The sequence below is a fragment of the Haloprofundus salinisoli genome (assembly GCF_020097815.1).
Taxonomy (GTDB): Archaea; Halobacteriota; Halobacteria; order Halobacteriales; family Haloferacaceae; genus Haloprofundus; species Haloprofundus salinisoli.
On sequence record NZ_CP083663.1, the window covers coordinates 1,119,290 to 1,139,044 of the forward strand.

Genomic DNA, 19,755 nt, shown 5'->3' on the forward strand with positions numbered 1-19,755 from the left:
CGAATCAGACCGTCTCGGTCTCGAACTCGCGGGCGACCGCCGACGGATGAACGTCGAGCGCGTACGGGATGGCGTACGCGGTTACGACCGCGAGGCCGTTTGCGACGACGGGCGCGAGCGCTTCCGCGACGGCAGCGCCGCCGACGGGCGTGTTCGAGACGAGGCCGAGCGCGACGACCTGGAAGCCGAAGCCACAGCCGACGAGCAGGACGAGCGATTCGACGCGGCGTGCGTGCGCTCTGCGGTCGTGGGCCGCCGAAGGCGTCCGGCGGCGGACCCAGGCGACGCCGCCGACGAACGACGCGAGCGTGACGACGACGAACGACGCGGTGGGGTCCGGTCTCGCGGCGACGCCGAGCGTTCGGAGTCCGGTCGAGAGACCGACGAACAGGAGCGTGAACAGGAACGCGGTCGTCGTCGCCCACTGGAGGCCACCGACGAGTGCGGTCCGTGGCGACGGGCGGTACGAAGTCACGGAGACAGGTATGAGAAGAGTTCACTTATACCTCACGGTTCGGAAAGTAGCGCCGAACGGACAGTCAACGCGACGAGAAAGCGCGCGACGGACCGAGGAGGGCGATTCGGCGTGAAGGACCAACACGGCAAAAACCGGAGAGAGAAACGGACGAGAACCGACAGTGACCGACCATCCGCGCGACTCAGTCGAGGTCGATGCGGTGGGAGTCGTCTTCCTCGCCGACGGTGCGCTTCGGGAGGTGAACCGTGAGCACGCCGTTGGAGTAGGTGGCGTGCGTCTCGTCTTCGGAGACCTCCTCGGGGAGACGGATACTCCGGCTGACGGACTCACTGCGGCGCTCGCGGCGGATGTACTCGCTGGTGTCGTCGTCGCGGGCCATCTCGCGGGAACCGCTCAGCGTGAGGGTCCGTCCGGACAGCGAGAGGTCGATATCCTCCTTCTCGAAGCCGGGCATGTCGGCGGTGACGACGAACTCGTCGTCCTCGTCGGCGACGTCGACGGAGATGCCGGTGGTGTTCCACGTGGGGCGGCTCTCCTCGAACTGTCGGTTCATTCCCTCGAACTGCTTGCTCATTCGCTCGAACAGGTCTTCGAACTCGTCGAACGGGTTGGAACGTCGCATCATCTCTAATTCACCGACGCCCTATAAGGCGGCCTTCGAATATAAAGATTGCTGGATCGAAGATAGCAGTTCGCACGCTACGGGGCCCCTACTTCCTTTATTCTGCATTTTCCGAGAAATACGACGTGAACGAATGGACTCACTCGATGTCGATTCGGTGCCCCTCGTCGTCGTCCGAACGGCGCTGCTTGGGCAGCCTGACGGTCAGGACGCCGTGTCGGTACGAGGCGTCCGACGCCTCCTCCTCGACCGCCTCGGGCAGGTGGACCGTTCGGGAGGCGCTCCGACGAGTCCGCTCCCGTCGGAGGTAGGCGTCGTCGCGCTCCTCGGCGGTGTCCGCGTGTTCGGCGCGAATCGTCAACTGGCGGTCGCGCACCGAGAGGTCGATGTCCTCGGTTTCGTAGCCCGGTAAGTCTGCGGTGACGACGAACTCGTCGCCGCGCTCTTCGAGGTCGATGGAGATATCTCTGAGCCTCGACATCCCCGACGATTCGAAGTTTCGGCTCAGTTGGTCGAACAGGCGCTCGATCTCGTCGAACGGGTTGTTGCGGTCCGGCATGACACGTGAGAGTCCGTCCGCCGACCGTAAGAATATTATTCCGCTCGGTGACACGCCGTCCGCTCGGAAGCGTCAGTACAGCACGTGACGGGTGTCGTACGACCCGAGTCGCCGCACCCACCCCTTCTTCGCTATCTCTTCGACGTCGGCGACGGCTTCCTTCGCGCGCGCTTCGTACAGTCCGGCCTCGAAGTCGATGTGGAACAGGTAGTCGCCGAGGCGGTTGCCGCTCGGCCGCGACTCGATGCGCGAGAGGTTGATGTCTCGTTCGGCGAACGCTTCGAGCAGTTCGAGCAGGAGTCCCGGATAGTTCGCGTTCGGATAGACGACGAGCGAGGTCTTACCGCCGGCCTCCGAGCGCTCTTCGACGGGCGCGACGACCAGAAAGCGAGTCGCGTTCGAGGAGCGGTCCTGGATGTCCTCGGCGAGCACGCGGAGGTCCGACCCGGCCGTGTCGGGGTGGGCGATACCGGCGACGCGGGGGTCGTCGCGGGCGCGCTCGACGCCGCGGGCGGTGCTGGCGACGGCTTCGGCCGCCACGTCGGGGTAGTTCTCTTCGAGGTAGGTGCGGCACTGCGCGAGCGCCTGCGAGTGACTGGCGACCACGTCGAACGACTCACCCTGGGCGACGAGCGCGTGGCGAATCGGCGTGATGAGTTCGCCGACGACGCTCACCTCGCGCTCGGCGAGCGCGTCGAGGCTCTCGGTGACGCTGCCTTCGATGCTGTTCTCGATGGGGACGACGCCGCGGCGGAACTCGCCGTCGGCGACGGCGTCGACGATGCTGGCGACCGACTCGCGGAACTCCACGTCGTCGGCGACGGCGCTGGCGGCGCGGTGCGAGTAGGTGCCCGCGGGTCCGAGGGTGACTGCCTGCATTGCCGGTTCGTTGTCGGGAACGGGGGAAAAACGCGTCGGGTACGGCGGAACTACCTTCGCGGCTACTGGTCGGCGCAGAACTCGACGAAGTTCCGCAGGATGCGAAGCCCCGTCTCGCCGCTCTTCTCGGGGTGGAACTGCGTGCCCATCACGTTGCCGTCCTCGTTGGCGACGACCGCCGGGAACTCCACGTCGTAGTCGGTGGTGGCGACGACGGCGTCGTCGCTCTCGGGGACCGCGTAGTACGAGTGGACGAAGTAGGCGTACTCGCCGTTCACTCCCTCGACGAGCGGGTGGTCTCGCTCGACGGACAGCTCGTTCCAGCCCATGTGCGGCACCTTCTGGCCCTGCGAGAACCTGACGTTCGTCCCCGGGATGAACCCGAGGCCCTCCACGTCGCCCTCGCCGGCGTGCTCGGCTTCCTCGCTCGTCGTCAGAAGCATCTGCATCCCGAGACAGATGCCGAAGACGGGTTGCCCGCGGTCGTCGGCCGCTTCGAGCGCTTCTCTGTATGGGTCGGCGTTCTCCATCCCCTCGCGGAACGCGCCCACGCCGGGGAGGACGATGCCGTCGGCGTCGGCAAATCTCTCGGAATCGTCGGTGACGGTGACGTCCGCGCCCGCGCGTTCAAGGCCGCGGACGGCGCTGCGGAGGTTGCCGAGGCCGTAGTCGACCACGACGACGGAGGCCAGCGCTTCCTCCGCGGGAGGTGGTGATGTCGTACTCACACTCGAACGTAGACGCCCCAGCGTGCAAGTGTGTTTCCGTCCGGGCGAAGATAACCGTCCGGGCGAACGTTGCCGTCCGCGCGAACGTGGCCGTCCGGACTGCGGTGAAGTGAGAAGAAAAGGAGATACGGAGCGACGCTACTTCGTCAGCGACTCGGCCATCCGGCGCGGGAAGCCCAGCAGCAGCGTGAGGAAGCCGTCGGGGCTCTCGTCGGCGCGGAGCCGCGAGCGGACCCGTTGGCTGAACATCTCGACGCTAATGATGAGCAGGAGGATGACGAGAATGGTCGCCATCATGTTCGTGAACTTGAACAGCCCCTGCTGGACCGCCAGCACCTGCCCGAGGCCGCCGCCGCCGATGATACCGAGCGTGACGGCGATGCGGACGTTGATCTCGAAGATGTAGAGCGTCCACGCGATAAAGGGCGTGGTCACCTGACTCAGCATCCCGAAGGTGATGGTCTGCGGACCGCTCGCGCCCGTCGTGCGCATCGCCTCGATGGGGCCGTCCTCGACCTCTTCGAGCTCGTCGGTGTAGAGGCGACCGAGGTTACCGATGGTGTCGGTGGCGATAGCCAGCACTGCGGTGGCGGGTCCGAGACCGCCGAGGGGGACGTAGATAAGCGCCCACACCAGCGCCGGGATGGCGCGAATCGCCGACATCATGCCGCGGAACACGAAGTTCAGCGGGAACGGGAGCACGCGCTCGGAGCCGAGGATGCCGAACAGCAGCGCGAGCGGGAAGCCGATGAGCGTACCCGCAAAGCCCATCGCGAGCGTGATTCCCGCTTCACCGAAGATGGCGAGCGGACCGCCGGTCTCGGGGTCCGTCAGGCTCGCCTCGGGGTCGAAGATGAGGTTTCGCTCCTCGATGAACGCCCAGTACTCGGCGAAGCCGCTCGGGTCGAAGAAGGGGAACGCCGAGAAGTCGAGGAACGGGAAGTAGTCGGTGAGCGCTTCGAGGAAGTTCGGGAAGTACCGCGTCAGATCCGCCTGGAACATCTCGACGGCGTACAGCGCGTTGTAGAAGAAAAACAGGACGACGGCGGCGGCGGCGGCGACGAGAAGCCACCGGATACGGCGTCCCCGTCGAATCTCGTCGAACTGCGCTTTGAGACGTGGGTCTCTCTCGACGCCGGTCTGCTGCTCCGAGGGCGTGTCGGTGCTCATTTCGTCACCGCCTGTCCGTCGGCGTCGTCGGCGCTGCTCGCCTCGAACATCCCCTCGGTGTCGATGTCGCCGTAGATCTCATCGATGACGTCCATCGTGAACTCGTCGCGGTAGCCGTCGAAGACGAGTTCGCCGTTGCGAAGCCCGATGAAGCGCTCGCCGAACTTCCGGGCGAGATTCACCTGGTGGAGGCTGATAGCGGCGGTCAGCCCGCGCTCTTTGGCCGCTTGTCGGAGATACCGCATCACCTGCTGAGAGCTGCCCGGGTCGAGACTCGCCACTGGTTCGTCCGCGAGCAGGACGTTCGGGCGCTGGACCAGCGCGCGGGCGATACCGACGCGCTGTTGCTGGCCGCCGCTCATCTGTCGCGCTCGTTTGCGGGACTCGTCGAGGAGTCCGACGGTGTCGAGCGCGTCGAGTGCGCGGTACTTCTCCTCCGTATCTTGGAGTTGAAGGATGCTCTGGAGAAACCCGGTTCGGCTGAGCGACCCGGTGAGCGTGTTCGAGTAGGCGCTCATCTGCCCGATGATGTTGTGTTGCTGGAAAATCATCGCGATGTCTTTTCGAGGGCGGTCGACCGGCGTGCCGTCGATGCGGATTTCGCCGTCGGTCGGAGTGGTGAGTCCGTTCATACACCGGAGGAGCGTCGACTTCCCGGACCCGGAGACGCCCAAGACGATGACGAACTCCCCCTCCGGCACGGAGAAACTGACGTCTCGCAGGGCGACGGTGTTGCCGAACTCCTTCGTAACCCCCTCCACAGTAATGTTGCTCATGGTGCTGGTCAAAAACAGTCGGCAGTCGGGCTACGACAGGTCCTCGAACTCGAGACCGAGTTCGTCGAGCACCTGCGCGATGGGTTCGTAGTCGTCGTGCGTGCCTTCCTTGACGCCGGTGAACCACAGCGGTTCGCCCTCGTAGTCGTCGCCGTGGCTGAGGTCCTCCTCGGTGACGTTCAGGATGGCCTGCTCGACGTCCTCGCGGACGGGGTCGTCCCAGTTGCTGCGCGACAGCAGCGGCGCGCGCGGCAGCGGGTCGGAGACGGCCAGCAGGCGGAGTTCGGGGTCCTCGGTGCCGGCGCGCTCGTACTCCGCGGAGATGTCGACGAACTCCTGCGACATCTCGTCGAACTGTTCGGCCGGGACGTGCGGGGCCGTCGAGAACGCGCCCGTCGTCGCGGCGGCGACGTCGTCGCGCTGAATCATCTGCTCTCTCGCCGTCGTGTGGTCGGAGTACTCCGCGTCGAAATCGACGGCGTCGCCGTCGGGGGCGTTGCCCACGTCGAGGCCGGCGTCCTGCAGCATCGTCAGCGGGACGAGCGTGCCGCTCACCGAGAGGATGTCGCCCATGTAGATCTGCTCGCCCTGCAGGTCCGAGAGCTGGCTGATGCCGCTGTCGGGCGTCGTCGTGATGAGCGAGAAGTACTGCGCCGCGCCGTAGGCGACGCGGATGCCGATGACGTCGGCGATGTCGCGTCCGGCGACGGCCGCCGAGGGCGAGGTGTCCGCGATCTCGCCCTGGTCGTTGCGAATCGCCTGCAGCGTCGCCGTGTAACTGGCCGCGCGCGACGGCTCGACGGTGACGGAAGCCTCGGATTCGAGGTACTCGAACATCGGCTGGTACTGTTCGGTGATTTCGACGTCGGCCTCCGCGGGGTTCAGGAGGAAGCGGACGACCGACTCCGAGTCGGCCTCACCCGTCGTCGTCCCCGTCGACTCCGAGTCGCCGCTCGTGTCCTCGCCGCCGGTGTCGCCTCCGCTCTGGTTGTCGCCGCCGGTTTCGTCGGAACCGCCGTCGGTACAGCCGGCGAGCCCCGCGATACCCGCCGCGCCGGTCGCTTTCAGAAACGTGCGTCGATTCGATGCCCAGCCGAATTTGTCGGACATGAAAGACAGCATCGACTATCAGCATTTAGTAGTTTCTATGTGTTCTATATATTAGGAATTCGAAATAACCATATAGACAATAATTATAGCAATCGTTCGCTCAGAACTCGCCGAGATTCGACTGTCCGCTTCCGCCGTCTGCGACACCGGCGATGTCGGCGGCCCGGGTGATGACTCGCTCGAACGTCTCCTCCTGACTCCGGTCGTATAGCGTCGCGGCGGGATGGACCGAGATGAGCACGCGGTACGGTCGGTCGCCGAACCGAACTTCCTCGATGGTCCCCGCTTCCTTCGTGACCGACGCCGAACGGTCCAGGAGGTGCTCGGTGGGAACCTTCCCCAGCGTCACCACCAGCGACGGGTCGACGCGCTTTATCTCCGTGTCGAGGTAGTCGCGGCAGTTCGCCAGTTCCTCCTTCGAGGGGTCGCGATTCTCGGGCGGTCTGCAGCGGACGCAGTTCGTAATCCGGACGTCCGCGCGCGCGAGGCCCACGTCGCGGAGCGCGTCGTCGAGGACGCTCCCCGACCGTCCGACGAACGGTTCGCCCTGATCGTCCTCCTGTGCGCCCGGCGCCTCGCCGACGAAGAGGATGTCCGCGTCCTCGGGGCCGTTTCCGTTGACGATGCGACTGCGCGAGTCGACGAGCGCTGAACAACGCGTGCACTCTTCGACGCACAGTCCTTCCATCCGTGCTCGTTCGTCGCCCATACAGTACGTGCCGGACGGCAGCGGCTTAACTGTCGGCAGTCACCGCCGGCCGAGACTCAGTCGATGCGCCACCGACGCGCCCCGCGGGCGGCGAGGCGCGCGACGCGTACGGGCTCGGGCCGCCCGCCGTCGAGCGTGAACGCGCGGACGGTCTCGGCTGCCTCGTCGTCGTCGCAGCCGACGGCCCTGACGAACAGCGTCTCGTCGTCGACGACGACCCGGCGACGCGGCGGTTGGACGCGGTAGATTCGCCGTCGCTCGGCGAGTTCTTCGCCTGAAAAGTGCGTGCGGAGTACGTCGTCCAGTCCGGGACTTCGCTCGAAGGAGACCGACAGCACCGGACGGGAGACCGTTCCGTGGAGTACCCGAAGGTCGACGAGATTGAACCACGCGGGTGCGATACCGGCGAGAACGAGAACGCGAACGTCTTCTCGGCCGAGCGACTCGAACAGCGAAACGACCGCCGACGTCGCGTCCGTCCCGCCGACCGCGCAGGTCTCGAATGCGACACCGTCGACGACGCCGTCGGCGCGCACGACGACGCCGCCGAGGACGCTCTCGTCGTCGCCGTCCGAGAACGCGACCCCGAGCGCTCGCGCGCCGCGTTTCACTCGTCCTTGATGTCTTTAAGCGTGTTCAGGAGTTCCTCGTTCGACGCACCGATCTCGAATTCCACGCTCCCCTCGTGGGTGTTCTCACTGGTCGCAACGCCGTCTTCTTCGTCGAAGTCGGTGCTGTAGTCCTGGTTCTCTTGTTCAGATTCGTCGTAGCTCCCAAAGCCCATGCATCTAAACCTTGCCGATTCAGCCTGAAAAAGCTCTCGGAAAGGTTGAGAAACAATGACAACCACGCCGCATTCACCGCTGTTTTTCACCGTCGAAACCGAGAGAGTCTGTATGGAACCGATATGCGTCACCGCGGACGCCGAGGAGTTCACCTGTAACGCATACCTCGTTCTCGGCGACCACCCGACGCTCGTCGACGCGGGAACGATGCCGGGCGTCGTCGACGTGATTCGAGAACACACCGACGAACTCGACGCGGTCGTCCTCACCCACCAGCACACCGACCACATCGGCGAACTCGACGCGGTTCTCGACGCGTTCGACGCCGACCTCTACGCCTACGGCGACCACCCGCGCCGGACGCACGCGCTCGAACCCGACGAGCGGATACCCATCGGCGACGAGACGGCCGAAGTCGTCTACACGCCGGGCCACGCCGCCGACCACGTCTCGTTCGTCAGCGAGACGAAACTGTACAGCGGCGACGTCGTCGTCTACAACGACGGCGCGTTCGACGACGGCAGTTTCGGCCGAACGGACATGGCCGGCCAGTCCCGCGAGCGCCTCATCGAGAGCCTCCACGACCTCCTCGAACACCTCCCCGAGGCGGTGACGGCGATGTACGCCGGCCACGGCGACGTGTTCGAGGCGGAGGAAGACGGCGACAGCGTCCGCGACGTCGTCGAACGAGCGTTGAAACGAGCGGAGCGCCGCGAGCCGAAGTACTCCGGGCGGTAGCGCACAGCAAGCCGTCTTCCGCCGACAACGGAGAGTTATGTCGTCGGAACACCAGTGTTGGACATGACGACCGTGCAGGTTCGAGATGCCGACGCTGCACCGCTGGGGAGAGTCCACTACACCGGTATCGCGCTGGCGGCGATTACGGGCGTTATCCACCTCGCGCTCGGCATCCCGAACGTCCCGAGTACGCTCGGAATCCTGTTCGTGCTCGCGGGGCTCGGCTTTCTCGGCGGCGTCGCTCTCCTTATTGGCGGCGTCGCGCGCCGGCCGCTGTATCTCGCCGGCATCGTCGTCACCGTCGTCCAGATTCTCGCGTACGTTGCGCTCAACGCCGGAAATCTGTTCAGTCCGGTCGCCGTCGTCGACAAGGTCGTACAGCTGGCACTCGTCGGCGTGCTCGTGGTGCTGTATAGAAGAGAGACCTGACGAATCAGGCGTTGCGCGGTTCCTTCGACTTCGGGCGAAGGTGCTTGTAGCCACACTTGCGGCAGAAGTCGGTGCGCATCGGGTTACGGGCGTTACAGCGCATGCAAATCTGTTTTTCCAGCGTCCGGTTGACGGCGTGCTCGAAGCTAGGCATGCAACCTGCTTCCGGTGCGAGTCGTATAACGCTTGCGAGAACGCGCTACCGGGCGCGGAGCGTCGACTCCGCGTCGTCGCGCCGCCGTCGAGAAATCGAGTGAGCGTCGTCTACGCGCCCGCTTCCTGCAGCGCCGCCTCGATGTCCTCGCGCTGAGTGACGCCGACGAATCGGTCGACGACGCCGTCGTCGTTCTCGATGACGAGCGTCGGCAGCGAGCGGACCTGATACTGGTTGGCGACGTCCTGCTCCTCGTCGACGTTCACTTTCTCGAAGTCGACATCGGCGTAGTCTGTCTCCAGTTCTTCGAGAATCGGGTCCTGCGTCTTGCACGGTCCGCACCAGTCCGCATAGAAGTCCTTGAGTCGAACAGTCATGGTTTCCCGACACGGGGTTACCTATCGCCGCGCATAAGAGTTTCTCACCTGTTCGACGACCGCACCCGAGCGCGGCCGGCCGTCGATTCCGCCGACCGACTCGATTCTCCGACCCCTCTCGCCGCAGAAAGCGGTCAAAATCCGAGTCGAAACGTTTAGGCGGGCCACGGACAGAGGTGGCTCCATGAGCAAGGGAGACAACAGCGGCGGCCTGATGTCGAGTGCAGGTCTCGTCCGCTACTTCGACGCCGAGGACCGAAACGCCATCCGAATGAACCCCAAGACGGTGGTGGCGTTCGGCCTGCTGTTCGGCATCGGCGTCCTCGTGTTGAACCTCGTCGCGTAGACGGCGCTACAACGCGTTCTTTTTCCGCGACACCCCCCAACGGGAGCGTATGCTCACCGCAGGCGTCATCGCCGTCCAGGGCGACGTGTCCGAACACGCCCGAGCCGTCGAGCGCGCCGCCCGCGCCCACGACGAAGACGCGGAACTCGTCGAGATACGCCACTCGGGGCTCGTCCCCGACTGCGACGTGCTCCTCATGCCCGGTGGCGAGTCGACGACCATCTCACGGCTGCTCCGGCAGGAAGGCATCGACGAGGAGATCCGCACCCACGTCGCCGCCGGCAAACCCGTCCTCGCCACCTGCGCGGGCCTCATCGTCGCCGCGCGCGACGCGAAAGACGAACGCGTCCACACTCTCGACGTCCTCGACGTGACCGTCGACCGCAACGCGTTCGGCCGCCAGAAGGATAGTTTCGAGGCCCCGGTCGATATCGACGGTCTCTCTGAACCCTTCCCGGCGGTGTTCATCCGCGCGCCGCTCATCGACGAGGTGAGCGGCGACGCGTCGGTGCTCGCGCGCTGGGACGGAACGCCCGTCGCGGTCAAGCAGGGGCCGGTCGTCGCAACCTCGTTTCATCCAGAGCTGACCGAGGACGTGCGGCTTCACCGGCTGGCGTTCTTCGAGCAGGCCGCGGCGTCGCAGTGAAAAAAAGTGGCGGAAATTTCAGCTGAGACGACAGTTTAACTACGGTGAGTGTGTCTGCGCTGATACATGTCAGGCGATACGCTGCTGAAGGAGTTGGTGGGTCTCCCCGAGATAGTCAGACCGAGTGCCTCGCCGGACGGCGGGCGCGTCGCCTTCTACTACAACGGTACGAGTCGCAACGAGATTCACGTCCTCGATGTCGAAACCGGCGAATCGGAGCAGTGGAGCGACGGCGGAGTTCCCCGACAGACGTGGTGGCCGCTCTCGTGGTCGGCCGACGGGGAACGGATATTCTTCCACCTCGACGCCGACGGCGACGAACAGAACGACATCTACGCGCTCGAAAGCGACGGAGCAACCGAACCGGTCGTCGAGACCGAGGGCCAGACCAACCTCCACGCCGTCGGCGACGACGGCGAGACGCTACTGCTAACCTCGAACTACGAGGGGCAGATGGACCTCTACCGTTATCTGTTCTCGGACGGCGAGATGGTGCGACTCACCGACCACGACCAAATCTGGGAGGCCTGTCTCTCGCGCGACTGCGAGCGCGTCGCCTACGCGGCGAACGAGTCCGGCGACTCGGATAACAGAGACACGTACCTCGTCGATATCGACGGCTCCGGGCGGCGGAAACTCAACGTCGGGACGGTGGGGTCACACACGGACCCGTACGACTGGGGACTCGACGGCGACCGACTACTGATTTCGGACAACACCGAGGAGTTCGCTCGCTGTGGCGTCTACGACCTCGTTTCCGACGAGGTCAGATGGTACGGCGACCTCGACTACGAGGAGTCGCCCGCGTGTTTCACTGCGGACGGAACACGATTTCTCGCGGAACGCGTCCGCGACGCCGCCGTCGTCCCCGTGGTGTACGACGTCGAGACCGGTGACGCCCGCGAGTGTCCGCTCGCCGACGGCGTCGCGGAGTTCGGATGGCGAAGCGCGAACCTCCTCGTGAACGATCGGGCACTGCTCTCCTACACGACGCCGGTCCGTCCAACGGAACTCGTCACCTTTGACCTCGACACAAACGACACCGAGACGCTGTTTCGGCCCGACTACGGCCGCTTCTCGCTCGACGACTTCGTCGACGCCGAGTACCTCACCGTCGCTTCCGACGGCGTCCCCGAGACGCGGCAGGCGGCGGTCGAACACGACCCGTACGAGACGCTCGACGTCGGCGCGCTGTTCTACGACTCCGGCGAACGTCCGTCGCCACTCTTGGTCAACCCTCACGGCGGGCCACGCCGCGCCGACCGGAAGTGGTTCCACTACCGGACGCAGTACCTGCTCGCGCGCGGCTACTCGATTCTCCAAGTGAACTTCCGCGGGTCGAGCGGCCGCGGCCGCGAGTTCGCCCAGAAACTCGTTGGCGACTTCGGCGGGGCCGAACAGGGCGACATCGCCACCATCACCGAGCACGTGCTCGAAACGCGCGACTGGCTCGACGAAGAGCGCGTCTGCGTCTTCGGCGGGTCGTTCGGCGGCTACTCGACGTACTGGCAGATGGTCCAGTATCCGGAGCTCTACGCGGCCGGGGCTCCCGTCGTCGGTTTTACCGACCTCGAACTGATGTACGAGGAGGCGATGCCGCAGTTTCGAACCGGGTTCATGGAAAAGTATCTCAGCACGCCCGAGGGGAATCCCGAACTCTACCGGGAGCGAAGTCCCGTCACCCACGCCGGAAACCTCGACGCGCCGCTGATGATGGTCCACGGCGTCAACGACCGCCGCGTTCCGGTGTTGCAGGCGCGGGTGTACCGCGATGCGCTGGAAAAACACGGCTACGAGGAGGGCGAGAACGGCGAGTTCGAGTACCACGAAATCGAGAAACGGGGCCACAACACCGCCGACGTGGACCTGCGACAGTACACGTTGGGGCTGCTTGAATCGTTTCTGGACCGTCGTCTCGGGACCTCGAAGCGGTAAGTCACCGAGAGACGACCCCACCGACGCGGTGACTCGCGCCGAAACGCACGCTTTTCACCGCCGGCGCGCGTCCGCCCGGATATGAGCGACACGGACTCGGAAGCGGACGCGACGAAAACGGACCCGGAGGACATCCTGGACGACCTCTTCGAACTCGTCGAACAGCGCAGAGCGGAACTGCCCGAGGGCTCCTACACCACGTCGCTTTTTACCCACGAGAAGGGCGAAAACGCCGTGCTCGAAAAGTTGGGCGAGGAGTCCACCGAGATTATCCTCGCCGCGAAGGACGACGACAACGACGAGTTGGCCCACGAGAGCGCCGACTTCGTCTACCACCTGCTCGTACTGCTGTCGATGAAGGGGATGACGCTTGACGAGTTGCGAGAAGAACTCGCCGCGCGGTTCGGTTGATTAACCGTCGACGAACTGCGCCAACTGCGGGCGACGCCGGTCGATGTCGAAGTGCGGTTGGACCGACCCGGAGGCGGCGATGCGGTCGAGCGTCAGCATCGGGTCGCCGCCTGCACGCTCGGTTTCGTCGTACAGCGTCTCGATAGCGGCACGCTCCAGTGCGAGCGAGTCGAGTTTTCCGAGCAGCAGCGCGAACGCGACGCCCGCGCGGCCGTCCGGGAACGAGTCGAGCACGCGTGAGAAATCCGCCGCGTCGGCCGGAGTAGCCGAATCGGTAGCCGACTCGCTCGCCTGCGTGCGCAAACAGACCATGCAGAGCTCGGCGACGTCGCTGCGCCCGGGCGCGTACTTGCGGAGGTCTTCGGGAACAGCGAACGAAACCGTCGGCGACTCGCAACTCGAACAGACCATGGTCGAAGGGAGGATACGAGACCCGAAAAGCGCGTGGCTCCCGGCATGCGAGACGCGGTCCCGTCGCGTAGTCTTGCTGATACGGCGAGGCGGACGGACGCGGGCTGGGAGGAAACGGAGATGAGAGTGGGAGAAAACGACGCGTCGCGTGCGTCGACGCTCAGTCGGCCGTGACGGTGCCGGGCTCCTTCGCGGCGGCCTTCTCGGCTTCTTCCTTTTCGGCCTTCTCCTCTTCTTCCTTCTTCGCTTTGATCTTCTTCATGCGGAAGATCTCCTCGCGCTCCTGTTCTTCGAGCTTCTGCTCGATGTACTCCTCGGCGTCGTAGAGGTCCGGAAGCACCTTGAACTCCAGCGCGTTGACGCGGCGCTTCGTCGTCTCGATCTCGTGGAGCATCTTCTTCATCGCCGTCTCGACTTCGGCGGCGAGGATGATGGATTCGAGGAGTTCCTCGTAGGCGTCGGCGGCCTCGTCGATGCGGGCCGAAGAGCCGAGGAGACCGTAGCCGCGCTGGTCGAGGCTCTTTCTCACCCGGCTGGACTCGATCTGCGGGACGACGACGCCCATGATGTTCTTCGACTGCGTCGTGATCTCGGGGTGCTCTTTGAGCGCCGCGGCCGCGCCGCGGACGGCGACGTCGCCCTCCATCGCGCGCGCCATGTTGATCTTGTGCTGGGCGCGCTCGTAGTCGTCGGACAGGCCCGACCGCACGTCCTGCGCCTGGTCGAGGATGTCCATGAACTCCATGATGAGACCGTCGCGCTTCTGTTCGAGCGTGTCGTGACCTCGCTCGGAGAGTTCGATGCGGTCCTCGATCTCCATGAGGTTCTTCCGGGTTGGTTTGACGTCTTCGGCCATCTCTTGTCGGGAGGTTGCGGATGGAGGCGGTTAACCTTTTTCTGTTTTTCCCGCCGTCGACGGAGTCGAGAGTCGCCGCTCGTTGGGCGGATAAACGGAGGGAGAGAGATATCGAGATTAGTCCGCGGCGACTTCTTCGGCGGGTTCCTCGCCGACGTCTTCGCGGTAGTACTTCTCGATGAGGTCCTCGTCGATACGGTTCAGTTCCGGCTTCGGGAACATCGACAGCAGGTCCCAGCCGATGTCGAGGGTCTCCTCGATGGTTCGGTTGGTGTCGAAGCCCTGGTCGATGAACTCCTCCTCGAAGCGGTCCGCGAAGTCGAGGTACTTGTTGTCGCGTTCGCTCAGCGCCTCGCGGCCGACGATGTTCACCAGGTCGCGGAGGTCCTCACCCTCCGCGTATGCGGCGTACATCTGGTCGGAGACGTCCGCGTGGTCCTCGCGGGTGAGGCCCTCGCCGATACCGTCGTCCATCAGCCGAGAGAGGCTGGGGAGCGGGTTGATCGGCGGTTCGATACCCTGCGAGTTGAGGTTCCGGTCGATGTAGATCTGTCCCTCGGTGATGTAGCCGGTCAGGTCCGGAATCGGGTGGGTGTCGTCGTCACCCGGCATCGTGAGGATGGGAATCTGCGTGACCGAGCCCTCGCGGCCCTCGATACGACCGGCACGCTCGTAGAGCTGTGCCAAGTCGGTGTACATGTAGCCGGGGTAGCCACGTCGACCCGGCACCTCTTCGCGCGCGGCACCGATCTCGCGCAGCGCCTCGCAGTAGTTGGTCATGTCCGTGAGGATGACCAGCACGTGGTAGTCCTTCTCGAAGGCGAGGTACTCGGCGGTCGTCAGCGCCATGCGCGGCGTGACCGTCCGCTCGACGGCGGGGTCGTCCGCGAGGTTCATGAAGACCACGGAGCGCTCCAGCGCGCCGGTGCGCTCGAAGTCCTCCATGAACTCGTTGGCCTCTTCGGCGGTGATACCCATCGCGCCGAAGATAACGGCGAACTCGCTGGCGTCTTCGCCCTCGTCGGTCGCCTCCTCGGGCACCGTCGCCTGACGGGCGATCTGCAGCGCGAGGTTGTTGTGCGGCAGGCCGGACGCCGAGAAGATGGGCAGTTTCTGCCCGCGGACGAGCGTGTTCATCCCGTCGATGGCGGAGACGCCCGACTGGATGAACTCCTCGGGGTACTCCCGGGAGAACGGGTTGATCGCCTCGCCGATGATGTCGTGGCGCTCGTCGGGGACGATCTCCGGGCCGCCGTCGATGGGCTGGCCGGAGCCGTCGAGAACCCGCCCGAGGAGGTCCTCGGTGACGGGCATCTTCAGCGTCTCGCCGAGGAAACGGACGGACGCGTTCTGGTCGATACCGGTGGTCCCCTCGAACACCTGGATGGCAACGAGACCTTCCGAGGATTCGAGAACCTGGCCGCGCTTCGTCTCGCCGTTCGGCGTCTCGATCTCGACGATCTCGTCGTAGCCGACGGGTTCGTCGACTTCGGCGAACACCAGCGGACCGCTGATTTCGGTGATGGTTTGGTACTCTTTCATTAGTAGAGCTCCCGGAGCTGTTCGGCGATGTCGTCTTTCAGGTCGGCGATGTACTCCTCCCACTCCTCCTGGACGCCGACGCGGTTGATGCGCGGTGCGGCGTCGATGGCCGTGATCTCCTCGACGGGGACGCCGGCTTCGAGCGCCTTGAACGCCTCGTCGTGGTAGTGGTGGATGGCCGTCAGGAGCAGGTACGTCTTCTTCGGCGGACAGTAGGTGTCCGTCGGGTGGAACGCGTTCTGCTGGAGGTACGCCTCGCGCAGGTAGCGCGCGACGTCGAGCGTCAGCTGCTGGTCCTCAGGCAGCGCGTCCTTACCGACCAGCTGAACGATCTCCTGCAGTTCGCCCTCCTCGTCGAGCACGTCGACGCCCCACTGGCGCTCCTCGGGCCAGTCGTCGGCGACGTTCTCGACGAACCAGGGGTCGAGCTGGTTCTTGTACAGCGAGTACGACTCGCTCCAGTTGATCGCCGGGAAGTGTCGCCGTTCGGCGAGGTCGGCGTCCAGCGCCCAGAACGTCTTCACGATGCGAAGCGTGTTCTGGGTGACCGGCTCGGAGAAGTCGCCGCCCGGCGGCGACACCGCGCCGATAGCCGAGACCGAGCCTTCCGTGCCGTTGATGTTCTCGAAGTAGCCGGCGCGCTCGTAGAACTGCGAGAGGCGCGCGGCGAGGTAGGCGGGGTAGCCCTCCTCACCGGGCATCTCCTCCAGCCGGGAGGAGATCTCGCGCATCGCCTCGGCCCACCGCGAGGTGGAGTCGGCCATCAGCGCGACGTCGTAGCCCATGTCGCGGTAGTACTCCGCGATGGTGATGCCCGTGTAGATGCACGACTCGCGCGCGGCGACGGGCATGTTCGACGTGTTGGCGATGAGCGACGTCCGGGCCATCAGCGGGTTGCCGGTCGTCGGGTCCTCCAGTTCGGGGAAGTCCTCGATAACCTCGGTCATCTCGTTACCGCGCTCGCCGCAGCCGACGTAGACGATGATGTCCGCGTCGGCGTACTTGGCGAGCTGGTGCTGGGTGACCGTCTTCCCGGAACCGAACGGCCCCGGAATCGCGGCCGTCCCGCCTTTGGCGATGGGGAAGAGGCCGTCGAGGATGCGCTGTCCCGACACGAGCGGGATGCGCGGGGTCTTCTTCTCCTTGGAGGGGCGGGCCTGACGGACCGGCCACTCCTGGTGCATCGTGATCTCCTCGCCGTTGTCGAGTTCGACGACCGTCTCCTGGACGGTGAACGAACCGGCCTCGATGGCGGCGACTTCGCCGCCCTCGGAGTTCGGCGGGACGAGCACCTTGTGGTCGATGGTGACCGTCTCCTCGACGGTGCCGACCACGTCACCGGGGGCGACTTCGTCGCCCTCCGAGACTTCGGGTACGAACTCCCACTCTCTGTCCATCTCGATACCGGGCGCGTCGACACCGCGGTCGAGGAAGGCGCTGTTCATCTTCTCTTCGAGCACGTCGAGCGGTCGCTGGACGCCGTCGTAGATGGTGTCCAGCAGGCCGGGACCGAGGTCGACGGTCAGCGGCTCGCCCGTGTTCTCGACGGGTTCGCCCGGGCCGACGCCCGAGGTCTCCTCATACACTTGGATGGTCGTGGTGTCGCCCTCGATCTCGATGACTTCGCCCATCAGCCCTTCGTCACCGACGTACACGACGTCGTTCATCCGGGCGTCGAGGTCGACAGCGGTCACGACCGGACCACTCACGCTCTGAATTCGGCCGTCCTCTCGGACGGTCTCTTGTGTTGCTTGGCTCATTGGTTCTCGTCCTCCATTAGGTCGATACCGATCGCTCGTTTGATCTGGTCACGCAGTCCGCCGCCGCCCGCACCGCCCGCACCGAGCGTGACGAGCGTCGGTTCGATGCTCTGCTCGACGGACTTTCGGACGTTGCGCGAGAGGTGCGCGAGGTCCTCGTCGTGCATCACGATGATGCCGACGTCGCCGTCGGCGAGCGTCTCTTCGACGGCGGCGTCGAGACGCTCGTCTTTCTCCGCCTCGGGGACGTTCTGGAACTTCCGAACGCCCGCGAGGCGGAAGCCGGTGGTGAAGTCGGGACTGCCGATGACGGCTATCTCCTGACTCATAGTATCACCAGTTCGTCTTCGATTTCGTCCTCGGAGAGCCCCGCCTCGCGTGCACGGGCGATGGCGCGGATGTTCTCCACTTCCCGCTCCTTGGCGAGAATGTAGGAGATGATCAGCGACACCGACAGCGGGAACACGTGGCCGAGGCTCTCGGAGTACTCCAACAGCGCCGCTTCGAGCGCGCGCTCGAAGCCGATGAGGCTGTCGGCGCGTTCGAGGTCGGTCAGCGCCGCCGAGAGGCGGTCGCCGTAGACGCTCTCGCGGATACGGGTCACGAGCTCCTCCGGACTCGACGCCAGCTGCGACAGCTCCGTCGCGCTGAACAGGCGGCCGCCGTCGATGTAGTACTCCGAGGGGTCGATGTTCGCCCCGCTTCGGGCGAGACGAAGCGCGTTCCGCGCGTTGCGGAAGTCGATTTCGGCGTGCAGGAACTCGCGGTACTGCTCGGTCGACTCGTTCGTGACGAGGCCGCTGAGCAGGTTCTCGTAGAACGCGCGGTCGACGGCGTTCTCCAGCGGGACCAGCACGCCCGACTCCTCGTAGTCGTCGTACGCCGCCCGCAACGGCGGGCCGTAGATGGTGCCGCTCAGTCGGTCGACGACCTCCTCGATGGTGGTCGCTTCGAGCAGCCGTTCGATGAGACGGTCGTCGAACTCGCCGGCGCGGATGAGGTCGGTCTCGACCTCCTCGCGCGGCGTGTCGGCGTAGATGCCGCGGATGACCGTCTTGACGTTCCACGCGTCGAACTTCCGGAGGTAGCGTGCGATGAGGTCGTACAGTCGCCCGTCGGCCCAATCGAGGATGTCGTTGAACTGCTTTGCGAGGCTGCGGTTCAGCGCGTACTCGATCAGGTCGACGCCCGAAAAGCGGGCCCCGAGGGCGTTTATCTCCTCTTCGTACGTCGACTCCTCCATGAAGCGAGCGATCTCGGCGGGGCCCATCCGGAGGAGTTTGCGGTAGTCCTCGTCGTCGTACAGTGCGCCGCGTCGCGCTCTGACGCGGGCGTTGACGTACTCCGGATTCGAGCTGCCGGTTGCGCTCATTGTTCGAACAGTCGGGCGCTCACGTCCTTTAAGTTGTCCTCCCAGACGGCGTCGAGGACCGAATCGAACGTGTTGTTCACCCGAACGCGGGAGTTTCGTCCCTCGACGACGACGCCGCCGAGACAGGCGCGGTCGCCCGCGAACTCGTAGCCGTCGTAGTCGGCGAGAATCTCGGCGATGAGCGCCTCGTCGTCGGCGCGTCCGTAGACGAACACTTCGTCCTCGTCTTCGAACTCCGTCGACGCCGCGTCGAGCAGCTCACGGGTGAGCTCCTCGCGGTCGGCACCGTCGAGAGCGACCAGTTCGGCCTCGACCCGCTCGTAGACGTCTTCGAGCACGTCGCGGCGGGCTTCGAGGCGCTGCTGTTTCGCCTGCAGTTTCGCGCTGGAGAGCGACTGTTCGCGCTCCTGGGCGATCTTTCGCTCGACGGCGCGTTCGCGCTCTTCGAGCAGTTCCTCTGCGTCGGCTTCGGCTTCGGCGACGATCTCGTCGGCACGCGCTTGGCCCTCCTCGCGGATGTTCTCCGCACGTGCGCGGGCGTCGTCCCGAATGTCCTCAACGACAGTATCCAAACTCATGGTGGAAAGAGAGAGGTGGTTTAACCGAGGATGAACACGACGACGAGCGCGAGAATGACGAGCGTCTCCGGCAGGACCGTCAGGATGAGGCCCTGAACGAAGAGGCTGTCGTCCTCGGCGAGAGCGCCGACGGCGGCGGCACCGATGCCACGCTCCGCGTAGCCTGCGCCGAGTGCGGCGAGACCGACCGCGAGACCGGCGGCGGCGGCGCCGTCGAGCGCCGGGCCGTTGGATCCTTGAGCCTGCAGTGCAACGTTAGCGACTTCGGGTAGGGTTTCGATCATGGTGGGTAGGTATGGTTCCGGTTAGTCGTCTCCGAACAGTTGGTAGTTGACCGCACTGCGGTCATAAAACTTCCCAAAACAGACGGCCAAACCGCCCGCT

Annotated in this window: 27 protein-coding genes; 6 read left to right on the forward strand and 21 right to left on the reverse strand. The window is 65.2% G+C overall.

Features of this window, described 5'->3' with window-relative positions; translation table 11 throughout:
- Positions 1-4: 4 nt before the first annotated feature.
- From LAQ73_RS05915 to LAQ73_RS05965, 11 genes are all read right to left on the reverse strand, one after another.
- On the reverse strand, positions 5-475 hold the full coding sequence (locus LAQ73_RS05915; RefSeq protein WP_224270313.1) for a hypothetical protein: 471 nt from the start codon (positions 473-475) through the stop codon (positions 5-7).
- A gap of 184 nt (positions 476-659) precedes the next feature.
- A complete protein-coding gene (hsp14, locus tag LAQ73_RS05920) occupies positions 660-1,103 on the reverse strand; it encodes an archaeal heat shock protein Hsp14 (protein ID WP_224270314.1) in 444 nt (147 codons plus the stop codon).
- A 136-nt stretch (positions 1,104-1,239) separates the two neighbouring features.
- The gene (locus tag LAQ73_RS05925) at positions 1,240-1,659 is read right to left on the reverse strand and encodes an Hsp20/alpha crystallin family protein (protein WP_224270315.1); all 420 of its coding nucleotides are present in this window, start codon (positions 1,657-1,659) and stop codon (positions 1,240-1,242) included.
- Between the two features lie 72 nt (positions 1,660-1,731).
- A complete protein-coding gene (gene pheA / locus LAQ73_RS05930; protein ID WP_224270316.1) occupies positions 1,732-2,538 on the reverse strand; it encodes a prephenate dehydratase in 807 nt (268 codons plus the stop codon).
- A 62-nt stretch (positions 2,539-2,600) separates the two neighbouring features.
- Entirely contained in the window at positions 2,601-3,266 is a 666-nt protein-coding gene (gene hisH / locus LAQ73_RS05935; protein ID WP_224270317.1) for an imidazole glycerol phosphate synthase subunit HisH, read from the reverse strand.
- A 138-nt stretch (positions 3,267-3,404) separates the two neighbouring features.
- A complete protein-coding gene (gene phnE / locus LAQ73_RS05940; RefSeq protein WP_224270318.1) occupies positions 3,405-4,436 on the reverse strand; it encodes a phosphonate ABC transporter, permease protein PhnE in 1,032 nt (343 codons plus the stop codon).
- Positions 4,433-5,212: a phosphonate ABC transporter ATP-binding protein gene (phnC, locus tag LAQ73_RS05945; RefSeq protein ID WP_224270319.1), complete on the reverse strand. Its 780-nt coding sequence runs from the start codon at positions 5,210-5,212 to the stop codon at positions 4,433-4,435. Before phnC ends, phnE begins: the two co-directional genes overlap by 4 nt.
- Positions 5,213-5,242: 30 nt before the next feature.
- On the reverse strand, positions 5,243-6,322 hold the full coding sequence (locus LAQ73_RS05950; RefSeq protein WP_224270320.1) for a PhnD/SsuA/transferrin family substrate-binding protein: 1,080 nt from the start codon (positions 6,320-6,322) through the stop codon (positions 5,243-5,245).
- 100 nt (positions 6,323-6,422) lie between these two features.
- On the reverse strand, positions 6,423-7,010 hold the full coding sequence (locus LAQ73_RS05955; protein WP_425601128.1) for a uracil-DNA glycosylase: 588 nt from the start codon (positions 7,008-7,010) through the stop codon (positions 6,423-6,425).
- Positions 7,011-7,087: 77 nt separating this feature from the next.
- Complete coding sequence (locus LAQ73_RS05960; RefSeq protein WP_224270322.1) at positions 7,088-7,642, reverse strand: endonuclease dU; 555 nt, start codon at positions 7,640-7,642, stop codon at positions 7,088-7,090.
- Positions 7,639-7,815, reverse strand: a complete 177-nt coding sequence (locus tag LAQ73_RS05965) for a DUF5786 family protein (RefSeq protein WP_224270722.1) — start codon at positions 7,813-7,815, stop codon at positions 7,639-7,641. Before LAQ73_RS05965 ends, LAQ73_RS05960 begins: the two co-directional genes overlap by 4 nt.
- 112 nt (positions 7,816-7,927) lie before the next feature.
- Here LAQ73_RS05965 and LAQ73_RS05970 point away from each other — a divergent pair, with 112 nt between their 5' ends.
- Both LAQ73_RS05970 and LAQ73_RS05975 read left to right on the forward strand, forming a co-directional pair.
- Positions 7,928-8,554, forward strand: coding sequence for an MBL fold metallo-hydrolase (locus LAQ73_RS05970; RefSeq protein ID WP_224270323.1), 627 nt, complete (start codon positions 7,928-7,930; stop codon positions 8,552-8,554).
- Between the two features lie 63 nt (positions 8,555-8,617).
- Positions 8,618-8,983 (forward strand): DUF7475 family protein, encoded by a 366-nt coding sequence (locus LAQ73_RS05975; protein ID WP_224270324.1) that lies wholly within the window; start codon positions 8,618-8,620, stop codon positions 8,981-8,983.
- 4 nt (positions 8,984-8,987) lie between these two features.
- Here LAQ73_RS05975 and LAQ73_RS05980 read toward each other — a convergent pair whose 3' ends face one another.
- Positions 8,988-9,137, reverse strand: coding sequence for a 50S ribosomal protein L40e (locus LAQ73_RS05980; protein WP_058580509.1), 150 nt, complete (start codon positions 9,135-9,137; stop codon positions 8,988-8,990).
- A 110-nt stretch (positions 9,138-9,247) separates the two neighbouring features.
- Positions 9,248-9,514: a thioredoxin gene (gene trxA, locus LAQ73_RS05985; protein WP_224270325.1), complete on the reverse strand. Its 267-nt coding sequence runs from the start codon at positions 9,512-9,514 to the stop codon at positions 9,248-9,250.
- 184 nt (positions 9,515-9,698) lie between these two features.
- Here trxA and LAQ73_RS05990 point away from each other — a divergent pair, with 184 nt between their 5' ends.
- The 4 genes from LAQ73_RS05990 to hisE all read left to right on the forward strand — a co-directional run bounded on the left by LAQ73_RS05990 (position 9,699) and on the right by hisE (position 12,852).
- On the forward strand, positions 9,699-9,860 hold the full coding sequence (locus LAQ73_RS05990) for a preprotein translocase subunit Sec61beta (RefSeq protein ID WP_117593294.1): 162 nt from the start codon (positions 9,699-9,701) through the stop codon (positions 9,858-9,860).
- A gap of 49 nt (positions 9,861-9,909) precedes the next feature.
- Entirely contained in the window at positions 9,910-10,506 is a 597-nt protein-coding gene (gene pdxT / locus LAQ73_RS05995; RefSeq protein ID WP_224270326.1) for a pyridoxal 5'-phosphate synthase glutaminase subunit PdxT, read from the forward strand.
- Positions 10,507-10,572: 66 nt separating this feature from the next.
- Positions 10,573-12,441: a S9 family peptidase gene (locus LAQ73_RS06000; RefSeq protein ID WP_224270327.1), complete on the forward strand. Its 1,869-nt coding sequence runs from the start codon at positions 10,573-10,575 to the stop codon at positions 12,439-12,441.
- Between the two features lie 81 nt (positions 12,442-12,522).
- Positions 12,523-12,852, forward strand: a complete 330-nt coding sequence (gene hisE, locus LAQ73_RS06005; protein WP_224270328.1) for a phosphoribosyl-ATP diphosphatase — start codon at positions 12,523-12,525, stop codon at positions 12,850-12,852.
- On the opposite strand, the gene LAQ73_RS06010 is transcribed toward hisE, so the two are convergent.
- The 8 genes from LAQ73_RS06010 to LAQ73_RS06045 all read right to left on the reverse strand — a co-directional run bounded on the left by LAQ73_RS06010 (position 12,853) and on the right by LAQ73_RS06045 (position 19,655).
- Positions 12,853-13,263 (reverse strand): DUF6276 family protein, encoded by a 411-nt coding sequence (locus tag LAQ73_RS06010; RefSeq protein ID WP_224270329.1) that lies wholly within the window; start codon positions 13,261-13,263, stop codon positions 12,853-12,855.
- Positions 13,264-13,423: 160 nt separating this feature from the next.
- Positions 13,424-14,119, reverse strand: a complete 696-nt coding sequence (locus tag LAQ73_RS06015; RefSeq protein ID WP_224270330.1) for a V-type ATP synthase subunit D — start codon at positions 14,117-14,119, stop codon at positions 13,424-13,426.
- A gap of 117 nt (positions 14,120-14,236) precedes the next feature.
- Positions 14,237-15,661 (reverse strand): ATP synthase subunit B, encoded by a 1,425-nt coding sequence (locus tag LAQ73_RS06020; protein ID WP_224270331.1) that lies wholly within the window; start codon positions 15,659-15,661, stop codon positions 14,237-14,239.
- A complete protein-coding gene (locus tag LAQ73_RS06025; RefSeq protein ID WP_224270332.1) occupies positions 15,661-17,421 on the reverse strand; it encodes an ATP synthase subunit A in 1,761 nt (586 codons plus the stop codon). Before LAQ73_RS06025 ends, LAQ73_RS06020 begins: the two co-directional genes overlap by 1 nt.
- Positions 17,418-17,750: a V-type ATP synthase subunit F gene (locus LAQ73_RS06030; RefSeq protein WP_224270333.1), complete on the reverse strand. Its 333-nt coding sequence runs from the start codon at positions 17,748-17,750 to the stop codon at positions 17,418-17,420. The genes LAQ73_RS06025 and LAQ73_RS06030 overlap by 4 nt, the downstream gene beginning before the upstream one ends.
- Positions 17,747-18,793, reverse strand: a complete 1,047-nt coding sequence (locus LAQ73_RS06035) for a V-type ATP synthase subunit C (RefSeq protein ID WP_224270334.1) — start codon at positions 18,791-18,793, stop codon at positions 17,747-17,749. Before LAQ73_RS06035 ends, LAQ73_RS06030 begins: the two co-directional genes overlap by 4 nt.
- Positions 18,790-19,371 (reverse strand): V-type ATP synthase subunit E, encoded by a 582-nt coding sequence (locus LAQ73_RS06040; protein WP_224270335.1) that lies wholly within the window; start codon positions 19,369-19,371, stop codon positions 18,790-18,792. Before LAQ73_RS06040 ends, LAQ73_RS06035 begins: the two co-directional genes overlap by 4 nt.
- A 20-nt stretch (positions 19,372-19,391) precedes the next feature.
- Positions 19,392-19,655: a F0F1 ATP synthase subunit C gene (locus LAQ73_RS06045; protein WP_224270336.1), complete on the reverse strand. Its 264-nt coding sequence runs from the start codon at positions 19,653-19,655 to the stop codon at positions 19,392-19,394.
- Between the last annotated feature and the right edge of the window lie 100 nt (positions 19,656-19,755).